Raw genomic sequence first — 22798 nt, 5'->3', positions numbered from 1 at the left:
GATAGCCAAGACCAACGACAAAAACAATTCACAGATGCGCCAGCTACTCCGCCGCCACCTTCCGCGCGCCCAGCATTTCTTTCAGATAACGGCCCGTATGGCTTTCCGCGACCTCAGCCACCTTTTCCGGCGTGCCGATAGCCACGATCTTGCCACCGCCATCACCACCCTCAGGACCGATATCGATGATATGATCTGCCGTCTTGATCACATCCAGATTATGCTCGATCACGATGACCGAATTCCCCTGATCCACCAATTCATGCAGCACTTCCAACAGCTTACGCACATCCTCGAAATGCAGACCTGTCGTCGGCTCATCCAGAATATACAGCGTCCGCCCGGTGGACCGCTTGGCCAATTCCTTCGACAGCTTCACCCGCTGCGCTTCACCACCTGATAGCGTCGTCGCCTGTTGGCCAACCTTGATATAGCCCAACCCAACGCGCATCAGCGCATCCATCTTCTCGCGGATCGACGGCACCGCGCTGAAAAACTGCTGCGCATCCTCAACGGTCATATCCAACACATCTGCGATGGACTTGCCCTTGAACTTAATCTCCAGCGTCTCGCGGTTGTAGCGCGCACCTTTGCAGGTCTCGCAGGTCACGTAGACGTCGGGCAGAAAGTGCATCTCGATCTTGATGACACCGTCGCCCTGACAGGCCTCGCACCGACCGCCCTTCACGTTGAACGAAAACCGGCCCGGCTTATACCCCCGCGCCTTCGCCTCCGGCAGGCCGGCGAACCAGTCGCGAATTGGCGTAAATGCACCAGTATACGTCGCCGGGTTCGACCGCGGCGTGCGCCCGATCGGGCGTTGGTCAATGTCGATCACCTTATCGAGATGCTCGAACCCCTTGATCGTCTCGCACGGCCCCGGCGTCTGCCGCGCGCCGTTCAACTTGACCGAGGCATTCTTGAACAACGTCTCGATCGTCAGTGTCGACTTTCCGCCACCCGATACGCCGGTCACGCAGGTAAACATGCCCAACGGAAAATCCGCCGTGACATTCTGCAGATTGTTGCCAGTCGCCTTCACGACCGTCAGCTTCTTCTTGTTGCCTTTCCGGCGGGTCGCAGGCACTGCAATTTCGCGCTTGCCCACCAGATATTCGCCAGTGATCGAACCATCGGCGGCCATGATCTCCTGCGGCGTCCCCTTGGCAACCACCTGTCCGCCATGCACCCCGGCACCGGGGCCGATATCGAACACGTAATCAGCCTCGCGAATGGCCTCCTCGTCATGCTCGACGACAATGACGGTATTCCCCTGATCACGCAGGTTTTTCAGCGTCGTCAACAGCCGGTCATTGTCGCGTTGATGCAGGCCGATCGACGGCTCATCCAGTACATAAAGCACGCCTTGCAGACCCGACCCGATCTGCGACGCGAGCCTGATCCGCTGGCTTTCCCCACCCGACAGCGTGCCAGAATTCCGCGACAGCGTCAGATACTCGAGGCCCACATTGTTCAGAAACCCCAGCCGCTCACGGATTTCTTTCAAAATCGCATGGGCGATCTCGTTCTTTTGCTTCGACAAGGCATCGGGCACGGATTGACACCAATCGTACGCTTCCTTGATCGACATCCGCACCACCTGCCCCACATGCAGGCGCTCCTCCGGCTTACCCTTGGCAGGCCCGATCTTCACCGCCAGCGCCTCCTCTCGCAGGCGATATCCCCCGCAAGTCCCGCAATTCCGGTTGTTCTGGTAATTCTCGAACTCTTCCCGGATCCAGTTGCTGTCCGTCTCGCGATAGCGGCGTTCCATATTCGGGATCACGCCCTCGAACGGACGCTCCACCTGATAGACGCGCCCGCCCTCATCATAGCGAAACTTGATCTCTTCCTTGCCGGAACCATACAGAAAAACCTGCTGCACCTTCGGGTCCAGATCCTTCCAGCGGGCGTTCTTGTTGAACCCGTAATGCTTTGCAATCGCCTCGATGGTCTGGAGGAAATACGGGCTTTTCCCCTTCCGCCACGGCGCCAGCGCCCCGTCGGCGATCTTCAACGTCACATCCGGCACAACAAGCTGCTCGTCAAAGAACAACTCCACCCCAAGACCATCACAAGAGGGACAGGCCCCAAACGGCGCGTTGAACGAAAACAGGCGCGGTTCAATCTCGGGGATCGTAAACCCCGACTCCGGACAGGCGAAATTCTCCGAAAACGTGATCCGCTCCGGATCACCCTCCTTCGGTGCGGTCTCCAAAACCGCAATCCCATCCGCCAAATCCAACGCGGTCCGGAACGAATCCGCCAGCCGCGTCTCCAGCCCCTCCCGGACGACGATCCGATCAACGACTACATCGATGTCATGGCGAAATTTCTTGTCCAGCGTCGGCGGTTCATCAAGTTCATAGAACTCACCATCCACCTTCACCCGCTGAAAGCCCTGCTTGCGCAGCTCGAGAAATTCCTTCCGATACTCACCCTTCCGGTCGCGAATGATCGGGGCCAGCAGATATCCCCGCGTCCCCTCCTCCATCGCCATCACGCGATCGACCATATCCTGCACCTGCTGCGCCTCAATCGGCAGACCCGTCGCCGGGCTGTACGGCGTGCCGGCGCGGGCAAACAGCAAACGCAAATAGTCGTAAATCTCGGTAATCGTGCCGACAGTCGACCGGGGGTTCTTCGAAGTCGTCTTCTGCTCGATCGAAATCGCCGGAGACAGACCGCTGATATGATCCACATCCGGCTTTTCCATCATATCCAGAAACTGGCGGGCATAAGCCGACAGCGATTCAACATACCGGCGCTGCCCCTCCGCATAGATCGTATCAAAGGCCAGCGACGACTTGCCCGACCCCGACAACCCCGTGATCACCACAAGCTGATCACGCGGAATATCCACATCGATATTCTTCAGGTTATGCTCGCGCGCGCCACGGACTTCGATATTTTTCAGCTCGGCCATTCTGGTCCCCACTTCTGCGCTGCAACAGATAGGGCATCACGCCCGAGTCTCCAATCGAAAAGTGCGAACAAAGAATGAACAAATACCCCTATCCTGACAACGAACGGCCGTTGCACACGGCATCGCCGCAAAAGGCGGCAGTCGGGAATCCCGACCTATGCAGGTCGCCCGCTTTGTGCTTTGCTCATGGAATATTTTTATAGGGGGTTTTTCTTTCATGCGCTTTCTCATCCCGACATTTCTGTTTGCCGCCACCAGCCTTGCTGCCCAAGACCGGCCCAACACAATCCTCGTCATGGATGGCTCTGGTTCCATGTGGGGGCAGATCGACGGCACCGCCAAGATCACCATCGCGCAAGAGGTCGTGGGCAACCTCCTCGCCGACTTCCCGACCGATCAGGGCCTTGGCCTGACCGTCTATGGCCACCGCGAACGCGGCAACTGCACCGATATCGAAACCATCGTCGCCCCCGGCGCCGGGCAGGTTGACCAGATCGTCACCGCCGTGAACGGCATCTCACCGTTGGGCAAAACCCCGATGACCGACGCCGTCATCGCGGCCGCCGAGGCGCTGCGCTATACCGAAGACAGCGCCACTGTCATCCTCATCTCGGACGGCGTCGAAACCTGCAACCCCGATCCCTGCGCCGCCGCGCGAACCCTCGAAGAGACGGGCGTTGACTTCACCGCCCACGTCATCGGCTTCGACGTCAAAGACCCCGAAGCACTCGCGCAAATGCAATGCATCGCCGATGAAACCGGCGGGCAATTCCTGACCGCCGCCAACGCGTCCGAGCTCAACCTCGCCATGACCGCAATGGTGACCGAACCCGAACCGGCCATCGTCACCGCCACGTTCGCGGCGCGGATCAACGACGAAAACGGCGAACTGATCACCGATCCGCTCCTCTGGACCATCCAGTCCGGCGATGAAGATCTGGCCAAAGACGAATCCGGCAACCCCCTCAGCCTCGGCCTCACCCCCGGCACCTATCAGGCCACCGCCTATCGCCTGATCGACGAGGCCGCACAATCCGCCGAGATCACAATATCCGGCAACGCCGACGTCACCACCACGCTGATCTTCGCCGAAGCACTCCCCACAGCCACGGTCAGCGCCCCCGCCGCGGCCCCTGCTGGATCGACCATCCCCGTCGAATGGACCGGCCCCAACCGCGAAGGTGACCAGATCATCGCCTCTCGGGCCGGCGAAACGCAGCCCCGCGCGTATGAGCGCACCAGTTCCGGCAGCCCCGCCATGCTGCAACTCCCGCCCGAACCCGGTCCGCACGAAATCCACTACCTCCTCCGCGACCGGCCCAACAAGATCATCGCCTCCACCACGATCGAGGTCACACCGCTGACCGCCACAATCGACGCCCCCGACACCGGCGTGATCGGCGAAACGATCAGCGTGGAATGGACCGGCCCCGACTATAGCGGCGACATGATCGTCCTGGCGCAGGATGGCGGTTCCAGCGCCTTCAATCCGGTCCGCACACGCCAAGGCAGCCCGCTCGAAATGGTCCTGCCGACCGAACCCGGCGCCTACGAAATCCGCTACCGGATGCAACAAGGGGCCACAGTGCTAGCATCCAGGGAAATCACCGTCACCGATCTCAAGGCACAACTGACCGCACCGGATACGGCCATCGCGGGTGAGACCATCGCAATCGGCTGGGACGGCCCCAATTACGATCGGGATACGATCACCATCGGCGAACCGGGCGAAAACAACGATATCAACTATAGCTATACATCCGACGGCAACCCCGTCGGTCTGCAGATGTCCCCGGAACCCGGCACCTACGAAATCCGCTACCGGCTGCGGCAAGACCGCGAAATCATCGCGACCAAGCCCATCACAATCACCGCACCCGAAGTCAGCCTGACGGCCCCCGACACAGCAATCGCAGGCGAAACGATCACGATTAACTGGACCGGGCCGGATTATGAACGCGACTTCATCGCCGTCGGTATCCCCGGTGAGCGGAACTACATCAACTACAACTACACCGACAACGGCGCGCCGCTGGCCCTGCAAATGCCACCCGAATCGGGTGACTATGAAATTCGCTATGTCATGCGGCAGGACAACACGATCATTGCGACCCAACCGATCACCATCACCAAGGCGCAGGTCAGCCTGAACGCGCCCGCCACCGCCACCGCAGGCGAAACCGTCTCGGTTGAATGGACTGGCCCCGATTACGACAACGACTTCATCGCCGTCGGCGAACCGGGCGAACGGGCCTATATCAACTACAGCTACACATCCGACGGCAATCCGCTGGGCCTGCAAATGCCCGCCACTCCCGGCAATTACGAAATCCGGTACACATTGCGGCAGGATAGCGAAGTCATCGCCCGACGCCCCATCACCGTCACCGCAGCCGAGGTCAGCCTGAACGCACCCGAAACCGCCATCGCTGGCAGCCTCGTGACCGTCGACTGGACCGGCCCCGACTATGATGGCGATTTCATCGCCGTCGCCGAGCCCGACGCACGCGGCTATGAAAACTACACCTATACCGACGACGGCAGCCCTTTGCAGGTCCGCATGCCGACGGAACCCGGCACCTATGAACTGCGCTACACCCTGCGGCAGAATAGCGAGGTGATCGCGACGAAACCGATCGAAGTCACCGCCGTCAAAGCGTCGCTCCGCGCCCCCGACACAGCACCGGCGGGCATTGCGCTCAGTATCGATTGGGAGGGCCCCGACTATGACGGCGATTACATCTCGGTCGGTCTGGTCGGCGAGCAGGCCTATATCAGCTACACCTACACCGATAACGGCGCGCCGCTCGACCTGCTGATGCCCGCCACGCCGGGCGACTACGAAATCCGCTATCAACTCCGCCAGGACAGCGAAATCATCGCGCGCCACCCGATCACGATCACGGCGGTCACCGCGCAACTCGTCGCGCCGGACAGTCTCTCGGTGGACGAAGAGCTGATCGTCGGCTGGGACGGCCCGAATTATGATGGCGACTATATCGGCATCGGGCGCGTGGGCGAGGACGGCTATGACAGCTATAGCTACACCGATAACGGCAACCCGGTGACCCTGCGCATGCCGGACAACCCAGGCGACTACGAATTGCGGTACTTCATGCGGCAGGACAACATGATCATCGGGACGCGGCCCATCACGATCACAAAATAGAGGATTTAGAGTTGTGCCCCGATAAGGGGCAGGATTGCGCTGCACCAATCATGACCGAATTCAAATCTCCCGTGCATGCAGCGGCCAATGCCTCAGATGCCGGGGTTTGTTCCCATGCCTGTCGTTGCCAGCACGAACGCATAAGGACAATTTTGCGGGACATCAGCCGCCTTCCTGATAGCGAACCACTATGTTCGCTCTTCCGAATTTCCCAAAGATCGGTTTGGCACTGTGTCGCTTTGCGCAGCGGTTTGGGCGGCCAAATACAACATCCCACCGGCCAGCGATACATTCTTGAAGAACAAGGATAACTCAACCTGTGCCATGTCGCCGTGCATATCCCAGAAACGGTGAAAAATCAGGTTGACGACAAGAGTGTAGGTGAAAAGCACTGCGGCGCTGCTTGCAGCCCCAGTTCGGCCAATGGCTGCGGCCATCCCGCCTCCAAATTCCAGTACTATTGTTGCCGGTAGCAGAAGCGAGACAAACGGAACGCCCATCTCGCTCATCGTCAGTGTGGTCGCTTCATAGTTCATGATCTTGTTGACCCCGCCGAGAATGAAAAGAGAGGCAAGTAGGACGCGCCCAGTATGGAGTGCTGCAGTTCGCAAGTTACCATGCGCCATAGCCTACTCCTCTGCTATCGATGCGTTGGCCGCTGCTGCAAAGCCTTCAAGGCCACCGGAGATATAGGTCTCTATTTCATCCATGCTGCGTCGGACGAATTGCCGTGTGACGAAATTGGTGGGCAGAACGTTGTAGGTCCATTCCAACCGCGTACCGCTATCTACCGACACAAATCGCTGCTCACCCACGATTTGTTCAACGCCTTGCCCGGTGGCATTGGTGAAGACAAAGACCTGGTATTTGAAGAAGTCTTCCTCGTTTTCGAGGATCCGTTCGATGATGTAGTGCCCATCTGCAAGTTTGAGCCAGCGGTATGCACCCGGGTTCGGCCATACTCCCCGGATCACTTCGCTTTCGACCGGGTTCGCGATGTTTTCTGTAGGTTCGAGAAAGCTCGTCAGCGGTTGCGCCTCCATGAATGTTCGTACATCCGCGACCGGCATTGCTATTGTTTGCGCGGTATAGGCCGTGAGAAAACCGGAAGTCGCAACTTCGGGTGGTTCCGTCAACTCGGGCGGCTCTGTCGGAATTGAGGGTTCGTTGCAACCTGCTAGAATGATCGCGAGGCCAAGGGCAAGTAGGGGAAGTCGCATGATGTGCATCCGCTCTTTTAGTGCATATATCGCACTACATGATGCGAAGTTCGCATTATTCAAGGGAAGCGCGGGAAATGTCTGAAGGTTCAAACGAGCAACTCGCCAAACACATCAGCACGATCATCAGAAACTTGTTGGTGACCGGCCGGAAAGGCGCCCCAGCCGAAGGGCGATTGGCTTTCAATCCACTTCACTTTCAGATGCTTCGTATCGTGGGCGCCAACCAGATGACGCGCCCCTCAGATATTGCGGCTGATCTTGCCGTTCCACGCACGACAATTTCTGCAGCCGTCAAAGCGCTGCTGAAAAAGGGGCTGGTGGTGACGGCGGCTGACAAGACTGACAGGCGCGCTATTACCATCAGTCTCACCGATGATGGCAAAGATGTGCTCGCCGCGATCGAGCGGCAGGACAAACGAAACGCCGCAGCGATGCTGGATGCGTTGTCTCCGCCGGAACGACCGAAGTTCTTGCAGGCGATGGCTAAAATTGCCGATGCTATCGGTCAGTCTTCCGAAAGCTGACATTCGACTCAAAGCAGAACAATGGTTCTTTGGGCTCTCAGCCCGCTTTCGTCAAAAACCGCGTGAACGACTGTTACCACACTCCTGCCCCACCCGAGCAGAGCCCATTTTCACCGCACGGTGCGTTAAACCGCGCGCGAGAGTCATATGGGACTCATATGAAATTCATATGATTTTCATATACCGATTTCCGGCCGTCTCGCCCCCGTTAACCATCGATTCTCGGGCGGCGTAAGGTGGGTCTCGACCCACCTTGCCGGTCAAAAATGGATCGCCTTCCCATAGGCATCCAGCACGCTTTCATGCATCATCTCAGACAGCGTCGGATGCGGGAACACGGTGTGCATCAGGTCCTCTTCCGTCGTCTCCAACTGACGGCCAACCACATAGCCCTGGATCAACTCGGTCACTTCGGCACCCACCATATGGGCGCCCAATAACTCCCCGGTTTTATTATCAAAAACCGTCTTCACCATCCCCTCGGGCTCACCCAGGGCAATCGCCTTGCCATTCCCGATAAAAGGAAAACGGCCGACCTTGATATCGTACCCCAACTCTTTCGCCTTCGCCTCCGAATACCCGACGGATGCGACCTGCGGATGGCAATACGTACAGCCTGCAATGCTCTCCGGCTTCACGGGATGCACATCGTTCTTGCCCGCAATCAACTCGGCCACCATCACGCCCTCATGCGACGCCTTGTGCGCCAACCAGGGCGCCCCGGCGATATCCCCGATCGCATAAAGCCCCTCGACCCCCGTGCGGCAGAATTCATCGGTCACGACATGGGTCCGATCGACCTTCACGCCCAGCTTTTCAAGGCCAAGCCCTTCGACATTGCCGACAATGCCTACCGCACTGATAACAGTGTCAAAATCGTGCTTTTCGACCTTGCCGCCAGCCTCGATATGGGCGGTCACTTTGCCCTTTGCACGATCCAGTTGCTTGACCATGGATTTCTCCATGATCTTCATGCCCTGCTTGGTGAATTGCTTCTTGGCGAATGCCGAAATCTCCGCATCTTCCACCGGCAGAACACGGTCCATGACCTCGACCACGGTCGTGTCACAGCCCAGCGTATTGTAGAAACTGGCAAACTCGATCCCGATCGCGCCAGAGCCGATCACCAGCAATTTCTTCGGCATCCGCGGCGGTTTCAGCGCGTGCTTATAGGTCCAGACCAGATCACCATCGGCCTCAAGCCCCGGCAGTTCGCGCGCACGGGCGCCGGTGGCCAGAATTATATTCTTGGCGGTCAGGTCCTCAGTACCCTTCTCACCCTTAACGCTCACTTTACCCTTGGCCGGGATACTCGCCTCTCCCATCACCATCGTGACTTTGTTTTTCTTCAAAAGGTGGCCAACACCGCCCGATAACTGCCCGGCCACATCGCGCGACCGTTTCACAACGGCGTCCAGATCATAATCAATCCCGCTGGCCTTCAGCCCGAATTCCTTGGCGCGGTGCATCAAATGAAACACTTCCGACGATCGCAGCATGGCTTTCGTCGGAATACAGCCCCAGTTCAGACAGATGCCGCCCAGATGCTCGCGCTCGACAACGGCAACCTTCATGCCCAACTGCGCGCCACGAATGGCGGCCACATAACCACCCGGTCCTGCGCCGATCACGATCAGGTCAAAGTTCTTGTCAGCCATAGCCTCGCCCTCCAAATCCGATTTGGTTGAACGCTAAACTATATTGCTGAGAACCACTAGTGACGTAGCGGCATAGCCGCCCCGCAATCAGCGCAATGCGTCACTCCGCCGCTTGTTGCACCGCCTTGATCGCGGCGCCATAACCGCCGGCATCCAGAAACGTCTGCTCGGCCGGGGTCGTGCGGCGGCCCAATGCAGCGTTGCGATAGGGAAAACGACCGAAATCGCGGATCACCTGCCGGTGCGCCTGCGCGTGTTGTTCGTTATTCGCCCCATGCTCTGGCATCCGCGTATGGATCAGCCGCACGGCACGATCCTGATCGCACAGGTTTTCGGAATGCATCAGCGGCAGGTAAAAGAACTGGCGCGCCGGTTCGTCGATCCTCAGGTCCCACTTACGATCGACCGCCATTTTGGCCGCCGCCAGACCCATTGGATCGGTCTCGAACGCTTTGGCCTGCTCACGGAACATGTTCCGTGGAAATTGATCGGTCAGGATGATATAGGCCAGCGTCCCCGACGGGTAAGTCAACCAAAGGCCCAGCGCACCATCGCAGGCCTGCTGCCAGGTTTCCAAAAAACTGTCACGGATCAGGGCGTCGAAATCCAAATCGGATTTGTACCAATCGGCGGGGCTGCACTCGTCCAACCAGAAACGCAAAACATCATCGGCGGTCGCCATCTTCTTTATCCTCACGCGGCCTTCCCCTAGATTAGGGAAACAAAGAAAACCAATGCTGACAAGGTATTCCTTTCCACCATTGATCACATGATCCTTCCATCTGTCACGATGCTCGCGCCGCGAAAAGGGTCAGTAGCCCGGCCAAGCAGAGCTTTGCTCATCCTCCCCCGCCGCCTCTTCTTCGGCTTCGATGTAAACCTCCTGCGCCACCTCGGCGACCACCGCCGTGGACGACGCCGAGACCGCGGCATAGGGCACCGTCTCAACATCCATGTCGCTGCGGCTGCGCTGCGTCGCCCGGTACAGACCATATACCCCGATGCCCAGCATCAGCGCGGCCGTGAATAACCAGAACCCGTTATTGCCGACCGTATCCATCATCCATCCCACGATCAGCGGGCCCATGATCGCCCCGACCCCGTTGATGAACAACAACCCGCCCGAGGCCGCTGCCATATCCTCTTTCTGCAGATAGTCGTTCGTATAGGCGATCAGCAGCGCATAAAGCGGGTTCGACGTGCCGCCGACGATCGCGCCACTCAGGACGATAAGAAAAAAGCTGTCAGAGACAAAAAAGGCCGGCAGCGACCCTACGCCTCCGATAATCGAAATCCAGATGATCAGGTCGCGGCGGTCGATGCGATCGGACAGATAGCCGATCGGATACTGCAACACCAAAGCCGACACATAGATCGCGGAAATAAAGAACGAAATCTCGCCAAGGCTAAGACCGACGCGACTGGCATAGATGGCTGACATTCCGAACTGCGCCGCGAAAACGCCGCCCAGCATGAACATCCCGAAACAGGCGAGGGGCGATGCATCGATGACCTCACGGATCGTCATCGGCTTGGTCTGCTCGAACGCCGGCATCGGACGGATCGACAACAGAATCGGCGCAAAGGCAAGCGAGACGAGCACCGATGGAATGATGAACAAGGCAAAGCCCGACACGTCCCCACGACTGACGATGTATTGCGCCGTCACGATCCCCGCCATCTGCACGATCATGTAAAGCGACAGGGACTTGCCGCGTGTCTCATTGGTCGAGGCGTCGTTCAGCCAGCTTTCGGCGGTGATATAGACGCCGCAGAAACAAAAGCCGATCACGACACGCCCGATCGTCCAGGCCCACGGTTCGACCAGCACCGGATACAGGATCAAAATCGCCGAGATTGTCGACCCAAGTGCTGCGAAAACCCGCACATGCCCGACCCTGCGGATCAGCTCCGGGGTGAAGCGCGAACTGAACAGGAACCCCAGAAAGTAGGCGGACATCACGACCGACAGGCTGAACGTGCTGAACCCCTCCAGGTCACCCCGCAGACCCAGCAACGTCCCCTGCAGGCCATTGCCGATCATCAACATGTAAACGCCCAGGAATAGGGCCCATGATCCGCTCAGTACCTGAAACATCCGTCCGATCCTTCGCCGCGTTCAGTCGGCCTATGTCACGATTCGATAACGATTTCATCACCCGAAAACGACCCCGCCGCGCCTGTCTGCGGCCTTCAGTCGTTCGGCAGCAAAAGCGACGAGTCCCCATAGCTGAAAAACCGATATTCCTCTGCAATCGCATGCGCATAGATGTCCCGGATCACCTCGCCCCCCATCAGGGCGGACACCAGCATCATCAGCGTCGATTTCGGCAGGTGGAAATTCGTCATCAGCCCATCGGCGATCTGGAACTGGAAACCGGGGGTGATGAAAATGTCGGTCGGCCCCTCCCACGACGCCATCGCGCCATCCTGCGCCGCACTTTCGATCAACCTCAAAGCTGTCGTGCCCACCGGGATCACCCGCCCGCCCGCGGCTTTGGTCGCGTTGATCTCAGCCGCGGCCTTGGCCGTGACCTCTCCCCATTCCGCATGCATCTTGTGATCTCGAATATCATCCACTTTCACCGGCAGAAACGTCCCCGCGCCCACATGCAGCGTCACATGGGTGAACTGCACGCCCCGCGCCTCCAAGGCCGCGAGCAACGGGCCGTCGAAATGCAGCGAAGCCGTCGGCGCGGCGACAGCCCCCGCATGCTTGGCCCAATAGGTCTGATAATCATCGTTGTCCGCCTCGTCCGCCGGACGCTTGGCCGCGATGTAAGGCGGCAACGGCATCGCACCGACATCCGCCAAGGCAGCGTCGAAATCATCACCCGTCATATTGAACCGCAGGTATGCCTGCCCATCACCCCGCCCTTCGACCGTCGCCGACAGCGCGTCCGAAAAGACGACGCGCTCGCCATCCCGCACCTTCTTCAATGGCTTGACCAGCGCGGCCCAGGTTCCATCCGCCCGCGGCTCCAGCAGTGTCACTTCGATCCGCGCAGACGTCTCACCAGCCTCGCCCGACCGATGCCGCAGCCCGGACAGCCGGGCCGGGATCACCTTGGTATCATTGAGCACCAGCCTGTCGCCAGGGCGCAGAATATCCGGCAGTTCATTCACGATCCGATCCGCAATCGTTGCACCCTCCGCCAGCAATAACCGGGCCGACGACCGGGGGCGCGCGGGCCGTGTCGCGATCAACCGCTCGGGCAGATCGAAATCGAAATTGCTTAGCTTCATTGGGTCACGACCGGCGGCGGCCGGCGGAAAATCTCGCGGAACATACCGGGGGTGAAGGCCGATAGCGGGTTCACATTCACCTGCGGACGATCCGCCGTGCCTGCGATATTAAAGTTGAACCCGATCAGCCCCTCACCCCGCCGGGTCAGGAACGATCCGATACTGTTGACCAGGTAAAATGGTGACACGACACCCTGCAAATCCAACTGTTTCGAAGCGAGCGTGTAGAGCCCGTCCACCGAAATGCCAAGACCCGGTCCGACGGCGCTTGCCTCTGTGATGATCATCTGCTGCGGGGTCAGGCGGAACCGTGCATCAACCTCGTCAAAGGCAAGACCCTGCCCATCAAGTTGCTGCAAAAGGCCGACGACGCTGATCGCATCCAAAAGGGCGGCCATCGTCGGTGCATCGCGGACGCGAATGCCCCTTATCGCCAGAAACCCGTCAAACGTGCCCGCGCCGCCCGTGGGCAGCAGTGTCAGATCTAGGGTCCCACCCACCCCATTGCGCATGAATCCCGCGGCGCGGGCCACACCGCCTGCATCGTCTGACACCAGCCTGACCGCAGACCGTCCATTGCGCGGCGCAACCGACCCGCGCAACGCCGTCGCACCATTGATCCGCGCGGAAAAGTTCCCCGTAAACCCGCTGGCATTGCTGAATTCACCGCGAAAACCGGTCAGCGCGATGCCTTCGGTCACTTGCAGCCGATCCAGCGCGATCGTCACCGGACCGCCCTGCCCCTGCCCGCCGCCGAACCGGGCGCGGCGCAGATCGACCGTGCCGCCCCCGATCTCGACGCCGACGGGCACGCCCCGGCCGCGACCGCGCAACGTGATAGGCGCATTGAACCAATCTCCGACTTGCAACTGGCTGAAACGGGCGGTGGCCAGTTGCAAGTCGGTGTCCAACTCCACTACGCCCCGCGCCCTAAGGCCTGCCGCATCCAGCGCCAGATTGGACACCCGGGGCACGGGGCCCAGCGTCCCTTCGACCAGTAGCGTCCCGGCGCTGTCGGCAGCCTTCGTCCATCCCAACGGCGGAATATTGACGCGCGCGCCCCGCAGATCAGAGCGCAGCGTGAATGTCGGCGGACCATTGGGCGACAGGCGCACCGCCAGATCGGCAGGCGCACGACCGGTCACCGTACCAGGTGGCAAGGCAATACCAAAGGTTTCCAGAAAATCCGGCGAAACCTGCGTGCGCGCCTGCAATGTGCTGCCGCTGCTGCCGGGGGTCATCATCCGGGACCAGTCGATCTCCATCGGCAGCCCGTCAACCCGGACCGGGCCGCTGATATTCAGCTCCTCCGGATCGACCGCGACTGTCACGGCGGAGGCCGTCAAAACACGCTCAGGCACGATCGCCGTGCTGCGCGCGCGGGTGACATCTGCCCTGAAGTCATAGATCAGCTCCTCACGCGGGATGCGCGGCTTTAACGGCATCGCCATCCGCCCGCTGACCGTGGCGCGGCCATCGACCAGCGTTTCCGGCATATTGGCCCGATCCATGAGCGTGAACGGCGGACGGTTCAGTACCGACAGGATCGCGGTGACGGAGCTTTCCACCGCAAGGTCGATCGTCGCAGGCGGATCCCTGATGCCCAGCGTCGGGATCGTAAAGACCGATCCGTCCAGCGTCAGGTCACCCCCTTGCGGTCCGGCCATTTTCCCCCGATCCAGCGCAATGGTCAGCGCGTTATCGGCCAGAAAACCGGTGCCCGTCGCGTCCGTGATCGCGGGCATCGTCCGCATGAACTGTATGCGCGCGGCGTCAAACCCGAAATGACCGGCGAACCGGACCGGCACATCTGGCCCGATCCGCAGGCCCCCGTGCCCATCCACCAATCGCCCGGCCTGCAGGTTCTCGGCAAACCAGCGCCGCGTGCCCGGCCTGAACCCCTCGGGCCAGTATGACAGCATCTGCTGCGGGCTCATCTCGTCCACGTTGGTGTCCAGCGCGACCTGCCATCCGGCATCCGTCGCCGCGACTTCACCTGCGCCCATCAATCGCGCGGCGCCGTCATTCACGACCACTTGCCCGATTTCGAGCGCGAATGGTGCGAAGCGTAACCTGACATCGGCCACAGCCCCATCGACCTCCAGAAAATCGGTATAAAGCCCAGCGGGATTGAGACGGATATCGCGCAGTTGGATCTGCGCCAGCAGGGCCCGCGGCAAATCATCCACAAATTCTCGCAGATAGGCATCACCGCTGCCTTTCACGCTGCCCCACTCGGTTTGCACGTCGATTTCGTTGAACCTGATCCGGTCACGTGCGGGGTCATAGGTCAGATATGTCTTGGCGGCATCGAACAACACGGGTTCTGTCGCCTGATTGGGACGCAGCGCGCCCTTGCCGATCTCCAAGGTCGCGTTCAGCGGCCCGAGGGCTCCGTTGACGTCAAGGCTGGTGCGCAAGGCGGCGGACAACGGTGCATCGACATTCGTCAGCCAGCGCAAGGCCGGCGATTGCGCTGCGATATCCGCAGCAATGGCATTGTCGATGTTCAGGCCCAGCGTGGCAGTCCTGCTACCCCTTGGGCTGGTATAGGACAGGCTCGCCGTCGTCACCTCGGCTCGACCGGACAAGAGGGTAAAGTTACCGCGCAACAGCGTCTGATCATCGCGCAGGTCAAGCGACAACTCTCCACCATCGACGACCCAGCTACGGCCTGCGCGGGCATCGTCAAAGTTGACGACCACGCCCGCGATATCGACGGTCTCCAACGCCTCTAAGGGCCCTTCCTCAAGCGCATTGTCGAATTGTTCCAGCAGCGCGACCAGCGACGGCGCCTCCCCCGCGTTGCGCCCGCCCGCACCAAAGGAAACCGCGACACTGCCGTCCCGGGCGCGACGCAGATCAATCTGGGCACCCTGCAGCCGGATTTGCTGCATCAATACTTCGCGCCGAAAGATCAGGCCGCGCGGCGACATCAACCCCTCGGCCTGTGGCACCTGCGTGATCAACGTTCCATCGGCATCACGTAAGGCCACGTCCCGCAACCGCACGGTCGGATGAAGGTCCCAACCAACGTGCAAGTCGACCGCACCGAACTCCAACGCGCCACCGCCCAAAACCTGGGCCGCACGTTCCTCGACCAGATTGACGATCCATGTCGGCGCGCTGATATCACGATCCATCAACATCACGGCTGCGACCACGGCAAAGACCAACGGACTCAGCGTCAGAACCCAAAGTACGCGGAACCAGAACAGCCACCGCCCACGGCGTGACGGCTTTGGCGCGGCGTCGGTTTCTGGTTCGGGGTCTTCGGACAAAACGCTCCTTTCCGGGTCAGGCCACCCTTTAACTTTGCCACGTGCAGGCTAAAACCACACCAAGAAAACAATTTGCAGGAAGGATGCCAAGATGAGTGAGCTGACGATTGGCGATACTGCGCCGGATATCAACCTCCCCCGCGATGGCGGCGACATGGTGAACCTGTCCGACTTCGCGGGCAAGAACGTCGTGCTGTATTTCTATCCGCGTGATGACACGTCCGGCTGCACGAAAGAGGCGATCGGGTTTTCCGAGAATCTGCAGGCCTTCGACGATCTGAATACCGTCATCCTGGGGGTCTCCAAGGACAGCGTCAAAAAGCACGACAAATTCGTGTCGAAACACGATCTGAAAGTCATCCTGCTTTCGGATGAGGAAGGTGACGTCTGCGAACGCTACGGCGTCTGGGTCGAAAAAAGCATGTATGGCAAGAAATACATGGGCATCGAACGCGCGACTTTCCTGATCGGCGCCGACGGTAAGATCGCCCAGGTCTGGCGCAAGGTTAAGGTACCGGGGCATGTCGACGCCGTGCTCGATGCAGTGAAATCACTGTGAACCTGGCCGAAATGGCCGTGGCCGTTCTGCAAACGGCGGACGGGCGTGCCAAGACCGCACTGTCCCGGGACTATGCCGCGCAGTGGCGGTCAAACCGCGACACCATCGCCATCGGTCACGCCAAACCGCCCCTGCGCCCGGCCCGCCCTGACAAGCCCGAACTGTTGAACCCACGGGATGTCCCGCATCGCAAACCGGGGTCGGAAGCCGGGCGGATCGCGCTCCTTCACGCGGTCGCGCATATCGAACTGAACGCGGTCGATCTGCACTGGGACATCATCGCGCGGTTTACCGACACACCCCTGCCGATGGGATTCTATGACGATTGGGTCAAGGCGGCAGACGAGGAATCCAAACACTTCAACCTTGTCTGCGATTGTCTTGAGGCGCTTGGCAGCCATTACGGTGCCCTGCCCGCCCATGCAGGCATGTGGCGCGCGGCCGAGGATACCGTCGATGACCTGATGGGGCGGCTTGCCGTCGTGCCCATGGTGCTCGAGGCACGCGGGCTCAACGTCACCCCCGGCATGATCGACATCTTCAAGCGGGCCAAGGTTGATCAGGCCGTCGCCGCGCTCCAGGTGATTTACGCCGAAGAGGTACACCACGTCGCCTATGGCTCCAAATGGTTCCACTTCCTTTGTGGGCGGCACAACCTTGACCCGACGGGCGTCTTCCACGACCTTGTGCGCAAGCATTTTCACGGGTCGCTGAAACCACCCTTCAACGAGGAAAAACGGGCCGAGGCAGGCATTCCACCCGATTTCTATTGGCCGCTTGCGCAAAAGCAACGCGGTCTGACCTGACGTAAACGACGGATTATCGGCAAAACCCCGCGCAAACGCTGACGCAGCGGTGCGAAACGTCGCCAAATGCGTAAAAATCTTGCAGCCGGGCCTATCGCTCACTAACACAGTGCGCAAAGTCCGGATGGGGGCCGGCAAAGACAAGGGACGGGACAGGCATCGTGCGATCACGACTAGCGACGAAAATCCACCACACGCTCGAGCGGGTGTTTCCCGAGAAGCGGCTTTTTCTCAGGTCGGACACCGAAACGCGGTTCATCCGGCTAAAGCCGGAAACGCAACTGGTCGCCTGGACCGGCAGCACGATCGTTGTGGCCTGGACGATCGTCGCCACAGCCATCCTGCTGATGGACAGTATCGGCGCCGGGAATTTCCGCGCGCAGGCGCAACGGGATCAACTGACATATGAACAGCGGCTAAACGCATTGTCCGAGGATCGGGATTCGCGCGCGGCCGAGGCGATCGCGGCGCAAGAGCGTTTCAATTCCGCGCTGCGACAGATTTCAATCATGCAATCCGAACTGCTGGCGACCGAAGAGAAACGGCGCGAGCTTGAAACCGGGATGGAGGCCGTTCAGGCCACCCTGCGCGACGCGATGAAAGCACGCGAAGCGGCGCGCGCCGAAATCGCCGCGCTGTCTGCCGAAACTGATGATAACGGCGACGCGACGATCAGCGGAGACGCAGTTGGCACGGTTGATCTGCTTGCGAACGCATTGGCGGAAACCGCAGCCGAGCGGGATATGATCGCGGCCGACGCCGAATTCGCCATCGAACACGCGACCGAAATGGAACTGGAACTGCGGCTTCTGCAGGAACGCAACGATCAGATCTTCCGGCAACTGGAAGAGGCGATGCTGGTCTCGGTCGAACCGCTGGATGAAATGTTTCGCGCCGCCGGCATGAATCCCGACAGCCTGATCGAACAGGTGCGTCGCGGCTATTCCGGCACCGGCGGTCCGCTGACACCCATGCAGTTCTCGACCCGCGGCGGCGCGCCTGATCCGGACGCATCGCGCGCCAACGCGATCCTGGCGTCGATGGACCGGATCAACCTGTATCGTTTGGCCGCCGAAAAGTCACCGTTCGACATCCCGGTCAAATCCAACTTCCGGTTCACATCCGGCTTTGGTCCGCGATGGGGCCGCCTGCACGCAGGCACCGATTTCGCAGGGCCGATCGGCACACCGATCTACGCGACCGCCGATGGTGTGGTCACGCATGCCAGCTGGTCGTCCGGCTATGGCCGCCTGATCAAGATCCGGCACGACTTTGGGATTGAGACAAGATACGCACACTTGAACGCAATGCGCGTCACCGTCGGACAAAGAGTCTCGCGTGGCGAAAGAATTGGTGATATGGGCAATTCCGGACGGTCGACTGGCCCACACCTACACTACGAGGTTCGCGTTGGGGGCAAACCTGTTAACCCTATGACCTACATAAGAGCGGGACAAAATGTTTTCTAAATCCAAAATCAACGACCCTGGCCCAAAGGCTGCGGACAAGGACAAAAACGCCGATGCGGGCAAAACGCCCCCGGCCAAGACCGGCGCACCGACGGCCAAGCCACCGGCATCCGTTCTGTCCGCCGACCTGCTGATCACCGGCAACATCAAGACCACCGGTGACGTCAATGTCGAAGGCCAGGTCGAGGGCGACGTGCGTGCACACCTGCTGACCGTCGGCGAAGGCGCCACCGTCAAGGGCGAAGTCATGGCCGACGATGTCGTCGTCAATGGCCGCGTCGTGGGCCGCGTACGCGGGCTCAAGGTGCGCCTGACATCGACCGCACGGGTCGAGGGCGACATCATCCACAAAACGATCGCCATAGAGTCCGGCGCCCACTTCGAAGGCTCTGTCCAGCGCCAGGATGACCCCTTGGCCACCGGCGCAAAGAAGATGCCAACGGCGGCCCCGGGCGAAGCGCCCAAGAGCTAAGGTCCGACAACATCGATTTTTGAAAGGGCACCCAAACGGGTGCCCTTTTTCTTTGGTCAATCAATAGGCCCAGTTTCTTTGAGAAATGGAACAGTCAGATAAGCAGTCGTTGGGGCGGCATGCGGCGAAATGGGATTTTGACCTCCTAACCATGCACGTGCAGAATTCTCCTTCTCGGCAGAACGGTTTAGGTATTTACTGTCTTTGGTGAAAGGAAGCGGGGCAACTTATGATATATGAAACTTGGCTGGCGTTTGTCGTGGCAAGCGCAATCGTCGTTCTCATTCCCGGCCCTGCTGTCGTTCTGACCGTCAATTACGCGATCCGCGAGGGTAAACGCTCCGGAATGGCGACTGTACCCGGTGTTGTCTTGGGCGCATTCGTTGCAATGTCTTTGTCGCTGGCTGGTGCGGGTGCAGTTTTGGCCACGTCTGCATTTCTGTTCACACTTCTGAAGTTGGCCGGAGCGATCTACCTGATATGGCTTGCTTATTCGCTTTGGACTGCACCTGTAGATGGAATTTCTGTCGAGAACGCTTCCAACTCAAAGCCTCTGAAAGGACTTTTCTGGCAGTCATTCCTGATTAGCGTGCTAAACCCAAAGGGCCCGGCTTTTTATGTCGCGTTCGTCCCGCAATTCGTTAATCCTGCGGGACCTATCTTTCAGCAGTTTTCCGTACTTACTGCGACTTTCTTGGCGGTTGCCGCTCTCAATAGCCTGTTCTGGCTCTTCAGCGCGCATGGCCTGCGAACGCAGTTCCGCAAGCCTATCGCAATGCGGATATTGAACCGCATGGGAGCGAGTTGCCTGTTCATTGCGGGTGTCTTCACAGCAAGAGCTACAAAGTCGGCTTAGTCCGCCCTTTACGCCTTACCTGCCGCGCGGCGAACGGCGGCTTTGGCTTTGAGATCTGACACGCGCCGGCAACGACCCTTACACCACCGCGCGCCGATACAGATGCCATGTCGCATGCCCCAAGAGCGGCAGGACGATCATCAGTCCCAAAAACCAAGGCAAAAGCGCAGCGAAAGTCGCAACCGCGATGATCAGCGCCCAGATCAGCATGACGACCCGGTTACGTTGCACCGCCTGCATGCTGACCAGCATGGCGGTCACAAAATCCACCTCACGATCCAAGACCAATGGCAAGCTGATGACAGTCAGCGCAAACAACAGAAACGCCAGAACCGCGCCGACGATCACCTCGACCCCAATCATCATCAGGCCGTTGGGTGTCAGGAAAATGTCCCAGCTGTCCGACACATTCGTCATCACCGACAACCCCATGAACAGGGCAAAGATCATGTGGGCCAGAAAGGTCCAGAACAGAAAATATATCACGATGATCGCCCCAAGCCACGGGAGCTGCCGACCCCGTTCGGCCCAGACAACGCCCAGAATTTCACCCCAGATCAGCGGCTGATCCTGTTCGATCCGACGGCTGACCTCGTACATGCCAGCGGCAGCGAATGGCGCGATTAACGGAAACCCCAATGACGCCGTCAGGATCCACGTGACATGCCCCGCCCCCAGCCAAAGCAAGACAAAACCACCCAAGACATAAACCGCACTGAAGAACAGGCCGAATTGCGGGGCCCGGCGAAAGTCGCGCCAGGCCGCCGAAAGGGCTGCGCGCAAATCGGCAACCTGCAACGTTTTGACCACTGGCCGCTCTGCCCCGCCACTCTCCATCAATCACGCCCTCCCCACCGTCACCATCGCATCAAGACATCGGGAAAACTTTGTTCTGGATCAAGCACCACGTCTATGGCTTATCCGAAAACACGGTCACACCACTGGCGCGCAGGTCATCATCGATAAAGACCTCAAGGCCCTCACCAAGTTCCGAGAAATCACAGCCATAGACCTGATGATAAGCATCACCTTCCGACGACGCGATCCGATTGAGCGGCACGCCGAACATGTCCCAGACCGCTTGTTGGGACATACCGACAGCGAAACCCGAAGGCGTCGTCCAGCGCGGGGACGTCGCATAGATATCCACGACACCGCCCACATGCAGATCGACCAGCAAACCGTCATAGGTCAAGCGCGTGCTGACATAGTCCACCCGCAATTCCGGTGTGCGCTGAATACGATCAGGCGTACCCAATCGCGCGATCACGTCTGCCTCGGACATACCTAAACGGACGCCCCCGATCTCCAACTCACTGTTGACGATGCAATAGGCGAGCCCGGGGAAATTCGGATCGACACGCAGAACCGTCTCGGCGGCGCGAGTCGCGGGCGCATCGGACATACATGCAGCCAGCAACAGCGCGGCGGGCAAGACGCCCAGCCTAATCGGCATGCGCCTCGTCGCGACCCTTACCCGACATGTCCATCGCCAGGGTGGCCGCCATGAACCCGTCTAGATCACCGTCCAGCACACCCTTGGTGTCCGACGTCTCATGGTTCGTCCGCAGGTCCTTGACCATCTGATAAGGCTGCAGCACATACGAACGGATCTGGTTTCCCCATCCCGCGTCCCCCGCGCTTTCATGCGCTTCGTTGACCAGGGCCGAGCGTTTGTCCAACTCCATCTGATACAACCGCGATTTCAGCGCCTTCATCGCGATGTCGCGGTTCTGGTGCTGCGATTTCTCGGAACTGGTCACGACGATCCCCGTCGGATGGTGCGTGATGCGCACCGCCGAGTCCGTGGTGTTCACGTGCTGCCCGCCCGCGCCCGAAGAACGATAGGTATCGATGCGGATATCGGCCGGGTTCACCTCAATCTCGATATTGTCGTCGACGACCGGATAGACCTTCACCGACGTAAACGACGTATGCCGCTTGGCCGCGCTATCGAACGGCGAAATCCGGACCAGGCGATGCACGCCGCTCTCCGATTTCAACCAGCCATAGGCGTTGTGGCCCGTGATCTTGTAAGCGGCGGATTTGATCCCGGCCTCATCCCCCGCCTGCTCGGATTGCAATTCGACCTTGTAACCCTTCTTCTCGGCCCAGCGGACATACATGCGCGCCAGCATATTGGCCCAGTCGCATGATTCCGTGCCACCGGCGCCCGCATTGATTTCAAGGAAGGTGTCGTTGCCATCGGCCTCACCATCCAAAAGCGCTTCAAGCTCCCTCTCGGCTGCCTTTTTCTCCAAAGCCACGATCGCCGCCTCCGCCTCGGCGACGACATCGGCGTCGTCTTCCATCTCGCCCAGTTCGATCAGTTCGACGTTGTCCGACAATTCCTGCTTGATACCATCGTAATTCCCCATTGCATCGACCAGCATCTGTCGCTCGCGCATCAGCTTTTGCGCCGCGTCGGGGTTGTCCCACAAAGTCGGATCCTCGACCCGCGCGTTGAATTCCTCCAACCGATGCGGCGCGGTGTCGCGATCCATCCGCTGGGCAAGCAGCGCCAGCGACTTTTCGATCGCGTCAACCGAGTTCTGGATTTCTGCGCGCATGTTCGGCACCTGATTTGGCGTTGGGATCAAGAGGTGATA

At 59.7% G+C, this 22798-nt stretch carries 18 protein-coding genes; 7 read left to right on the top strand and 11 right to left on the bottom strand.

The genetic code is table 11. From position 1 onward, the window contains the following. Window positions 1-43: 43 nt before the first annotated feature. On the bottom strand, window positions 44-2926 hold the full coding sequence (gene uvrA / locus V8J85_RS02105; RefSeq protein WP_339951743.1) for an excinuclease ABC subunit UvrA: 2883 nt from the start codon (window positions 2924-2926) through the stop codon (window positions 44-46). A gap of 217 nt (window positions 2927-3143) precedes the next feature. On the opposite strand from uvrA, the gene V8J85_RS02100 reads away from it, so the two are divergent. Next, entirely contained in the window at window positions 3144-6095 is a 2952-nt protein-coding gene (locus V8J85_RS02100; protein ID WP_339951741.1) for a VWA domain-containing protein, read from the top strand. A gap of 188 nt (window positions 6096-6283) precedes the next feature. On the opposite strand, the gene V8J85_RS02095 is transcribed toward V8J85_RS02100, so the two are convergent. Continuing rightward, a complete protein-coding gene (locus V8J85_RS02095; RefSeq protein ID WP_339951739.1) occupies window positions 6284-6721 on the bottom strand; it encodes a DoxX family protein in 438 nt (145 codons plus the stop codon). Window positions 6722-6724: 3 nt separating this feature from the next. Then, on the bottom strand, window positions 6725-7315 hold the full coding sequence (locus V8J85_RS02090) for a hypothetical protein (RefSeq protein ID WP_339951737.1): 591 nt from the start codon (window positions 7313-7315) through the stop codon (window positions 6725-6727). Window positions 7316-7392: 77 nt separating this feature from the next. Here V8J85_RS02090 and V8J85_RS02085 point away from each other — a divergent pair, with 77 nt between their 5' ends. After that, a complete protein-coding gene (locus V8J85_RS02085; RefSeq protein ID WP_339951735.1) occupies window positions 7393-7842 on the top strand; it encodes a MarR family winged helix-turn-helix transcriptional regulator in 450 nt (149 codons plus the stop codon). A 260-nt stretch (window positions 7843-8102) separates the two neighbouring features. Here the strand turns inward: V8J85_RS02085 and lpdA are convergent, their stop codons facing one another. The 5 genes from lpdA to V8J85_RS02060 form a co-directional block, all read right to left on the bottom strand. Further along, window positions 8103-9500, bottom strand: coding sequence for a dihydrolipoyl dehydrogenase (lpdA, locus tag V8J85_RS02080; protein WP_339951733.1), 1398 nt, complete (start codon window positions 9498-9500; stop codon window positions 8103-8105). 100 nt (window positions 9501-9600) lie between these two features. Further along, entirely contained in the window at window positions 9601-10182 is a 582-nt protein-coding gene (locus V8J85_RS02075; RefSeq protein ID WP_339951731.1) for a DUF924 family protein, read from the bottom strand. A gap of 129 nt (window positions 10183-10311) precedes the next feature. Next, the gene (locus tag V8J85_RS02070) at window positions 10312-11598 is read right to left on the bottom strand and encodes an MFS transporter (RefSeq protein WP_339951729.1); all 1287 of its coding nucleotides are present in this window, start codon (window positions 11596-11598) and stop codon (window positions 10312-10314) included. A gap of 95 nt (window positions 11599-11693) precedes the next feature. Further along, entirely contained in the window at window positions 11694-12746 is a 1053-nt protein-coding gene (gene queA, locus V8J85_RS02065) for a tRNA preQ1(34) S-adenosylmethionine ribosyltransferase-isomerase QueA (protein WP_339951727.1), read from the bottom strand. Next, window positions 12743-16027 (bottom strand): YhdP family protein, encoded by a 3285-nt coding sequence (locus tag V8J85_RS02060; protein WP_339951725.1) that lies wholly within the window; start codon window positions 16025-16027, stop codon window positions 12743-12745. The genes queA and V8J85_RS02060 overlap by 4 nt, the downstream gene beginning before the upstream one ends. A 91-nt stretch (window positions 16028-16118) precedes the next feature. On the opposite strand from V8J85_RS02060, the gene bcp reads away from it, so the two are divergent. The 5 genes from bcp (at window position 16119) to V8J85_RS02035 (ending at window position 20189) form a co-directional block, all read left to right on the top strand. Continuing rightward, window positions 16119-16586 (top strand): thioredoxin-dependent thiol peroxidase, encoded by a 468-nt coding sequence (gene bcp, locus V8J85_RS02055; RefSeq protein WP_339951723.1) that lies wholly within the window; start codon window positions 16119-16121, stop codon window positions 16584-16586. Between the two features lie 11 nt (window positions 16587-16597). Further along, the gene (locus V8J85_RS02050) at window positions 16598-17392 is read left to right on the top strand and encodes a ferritin-like domain-containing protein (RefSeq protein ID WP_339953054.1); all 795 of its coding nucleotides are present in this window, start codon (window positions 16598-16600) and stop codon (window positions 17390-17392) included. Window positions 17393-17553: 161 nt separating this feature from the next. Continuing rightward, a complete protein-coding gene (locus V8J85_RS02045; RefSeq protein WP_339951721.1) occupies window positions 17554-18861 on the top strand; it encodes a M23 family metallopeptidase in 1308 nt (435 codons plus the stop codon). Beyond that, window positions 18851-19333, top strand: a complete 483-nt coding sequence (locus V8J85_RS02040) for a bactofilin family protein (protein ID WP_339951719.1) — start codon at window positions 18851-18853, stop codon at window positions 19331-19333. The genes V8J85_RS02045 and V8J85_RS02040 overlap by 11 nt, the downstream gene beginning before the upstream one ends. Window positions 19334-19562: 229 nt before the next feature. Continuing rightward, window positions 19563-20189 (top strand): LysE family translocator, encoded by a 627-nt coding sequence (locus tag V8J85_RS02035; RefSeq protein ID WP_339951717.1) that lies wholly within the window; start codon window positions 19563-19565, stop codon window positions 20187-20189. A 78-nt stretch (window positions 20190-20267) separates the two neighbouring features. Here the strand turns inward: V8J85_RS02035 and V8J85_RS02030 are convergent, their stop codons facing one another. The 3 genes from V8J85_RS02030 to prfB all read right to left on the bottom strand — a co-directional run bounded on the left by V8J85_RS02030 (window position 20268) and on the right by prfB (window position 22759). Continuing rightward, window positions 20268-21026, bottom strand: a complete 759-nt coding sequence (locus tag V8J85_RS02030) for a DUF2189 domain-containing protein (RefSeq protein WP_339953053.1) — start codon at window positions 21024-21026, stop codon at window positions 20268-20270. Between the two features lie 73 nt (window positions 21027-21099). Continuing rightward, on the bottom strand, window positions 21100-21645 hold the full coding sequence (locus V8J85_RS02025; RefSeq protein ID WP_339951715.1) for a hypothetical protein: 546 nt from the start codon (window positions 21643-21645) through the stop codon (window positions 21100-21102). After that, entirely contained in the window at window positions 21635-22759 is a 1125-nt protein-coding gene (gene prfB / locus V8J85_RS02020; RefSeq protein ID WP_339951713.1) for a peptide chain release factor 2, read from the bottom strand. The genes V8J85_RS02025 and prfB overlap by 11 nt, the downstream gene beginning before the upstream one ends. Between the last annotated feature and the right edge of the window lie 39 nt (window positions 22760-22798).

The organism is Yoonia sp. 2307UL14-13 (assembly GCF_037572755.1).
In the GTDB taxonomy this organism is placed as follows: domain Bacteria; phylum Pseudomonadota; class Alphaproteobacteria; order Rhodobacterales; family Rhodobacteraceae; genus Yoonia.
Note: the sequence above shows the minus strand (reverse complement) of the source record. Positions and strands in the feature narration are given on the sequence as shown.

Excerpts from the sequence above, each read along its gene's own strand:
- V8J85_RS02070 (WP_339951729.1), bottom strand. The coding sequence starts at position 11,598 with ATGTTTCAGGTACTGAGCGGATCATGGGCCCTATTCCTGGGCGTTTAC.
- V8J85_RS02050 (WP_339953054.1), top strand. The coding sequence starts at position 16,598 with ATGGCCGTGGCCGTTCTGCAAACGGCGGACGGGCGTGCCAAGACCGCA.
- V8J85_RS02095 (WP_339951739.1), bottom strand. The coding sequence starts at position 6,721 with ATGGCGCATGGTAACTTGCGAACTGCAGCACTCCATACTGGGCGCGTC.
- V8J85_RS02085 (WP_339951735.1), top strand. The coding sequence starts at position 7,393 with ATGTCTGAAGGTTCAAACGAGCAACTCGCCAAACACATCAGCACGATC.
- prfB (WP_339951713.1), bottom strand. The coding sequence starts at position 22,759 with ATGCGCGCAGAAATCCAGAACTCGGTTGACGCGATCGAAAAGTCGCTG.
- lpdA (WP_339951733.1), bottom strand. The coding sequence starts at position 9,500 with ATGGCTGACAAGAACTTTGACCTGATCGTGATCGGCGCAGGACCGGGT.
- V8J85_RS02100 (WP_339951741.1), top strand. The coding sequence starts at position 3,144 with ATGCGCTTTCTCATCCCGACATTTCTGTTTGCCGCCACCAGCCTTGCT.
- V8J85_RS02025 (WP_339951715.1), bottom strand. The coding sequence starts at position 21,645 with ATGCCGATTAGGCTGGGCGTCTTGCCCGCCGCGCTGTTGCTGGCTGCA.
- V8J85_RS02030 (WP_339953053.1), bottom strand. The coding sequence starts at position 21,026 with ATGGAGAGTGGCGGGGCAGAGCGGCCAGTGGTCAAAACGTTGCAGGTT.
- queA (WP_339951727.1), bottom strand. The coding sequence starts at position 12,746 with ATGAAGCTAAGCAATTTCGATTTCGATCTGCCCGAGCGGTTGATCGCG.
- V8J85_RS02040 (WP_339951719.1), top strand. The coding sequence starts at position 18,851 with ATGTTTTCTAAATCCAAAATCAACGACCCTGGCCCAAAGGCTGCGGAC.
- V8J85_RS02035 (WP_339951717.1), top strand. The coding sequence starts at position 19,563 with ATGATATATGAAACTTGGCTGGCGTTTGTCGTGGCAAGCGCAATCGTC.
- bcp (WP_339951723.1), top strand. The coding sequence starts at position 16,119 with ATGAGTGAGCTGACGATTGGCGATACTGCGCCGGATATCAACCTCCCC.
- V8J85_RS02090 (WP_339951737.1), bottom strand. The coding sequence starts at position 7,315 with ATGCGACTTCCCCTACTTGCCCTTGGCCTCGCGATCATTCTAGCAGGT.
- uvrA (WP_339951743.1), bottom strand. The coding sequence starts at position 2,926 with ATGGCCGAGCTGAAAAATATCGAAGTCCGTGGCGCGCGCGAGCATAAC.
- V8J85_RS02075 (WP_339951731.1), bottom strand. The coding sequence starts at position 10,182 with ATGGCGACCGCCGATGATGTTTTGCGTTTCTGGTTGGACGAGTGCAGC.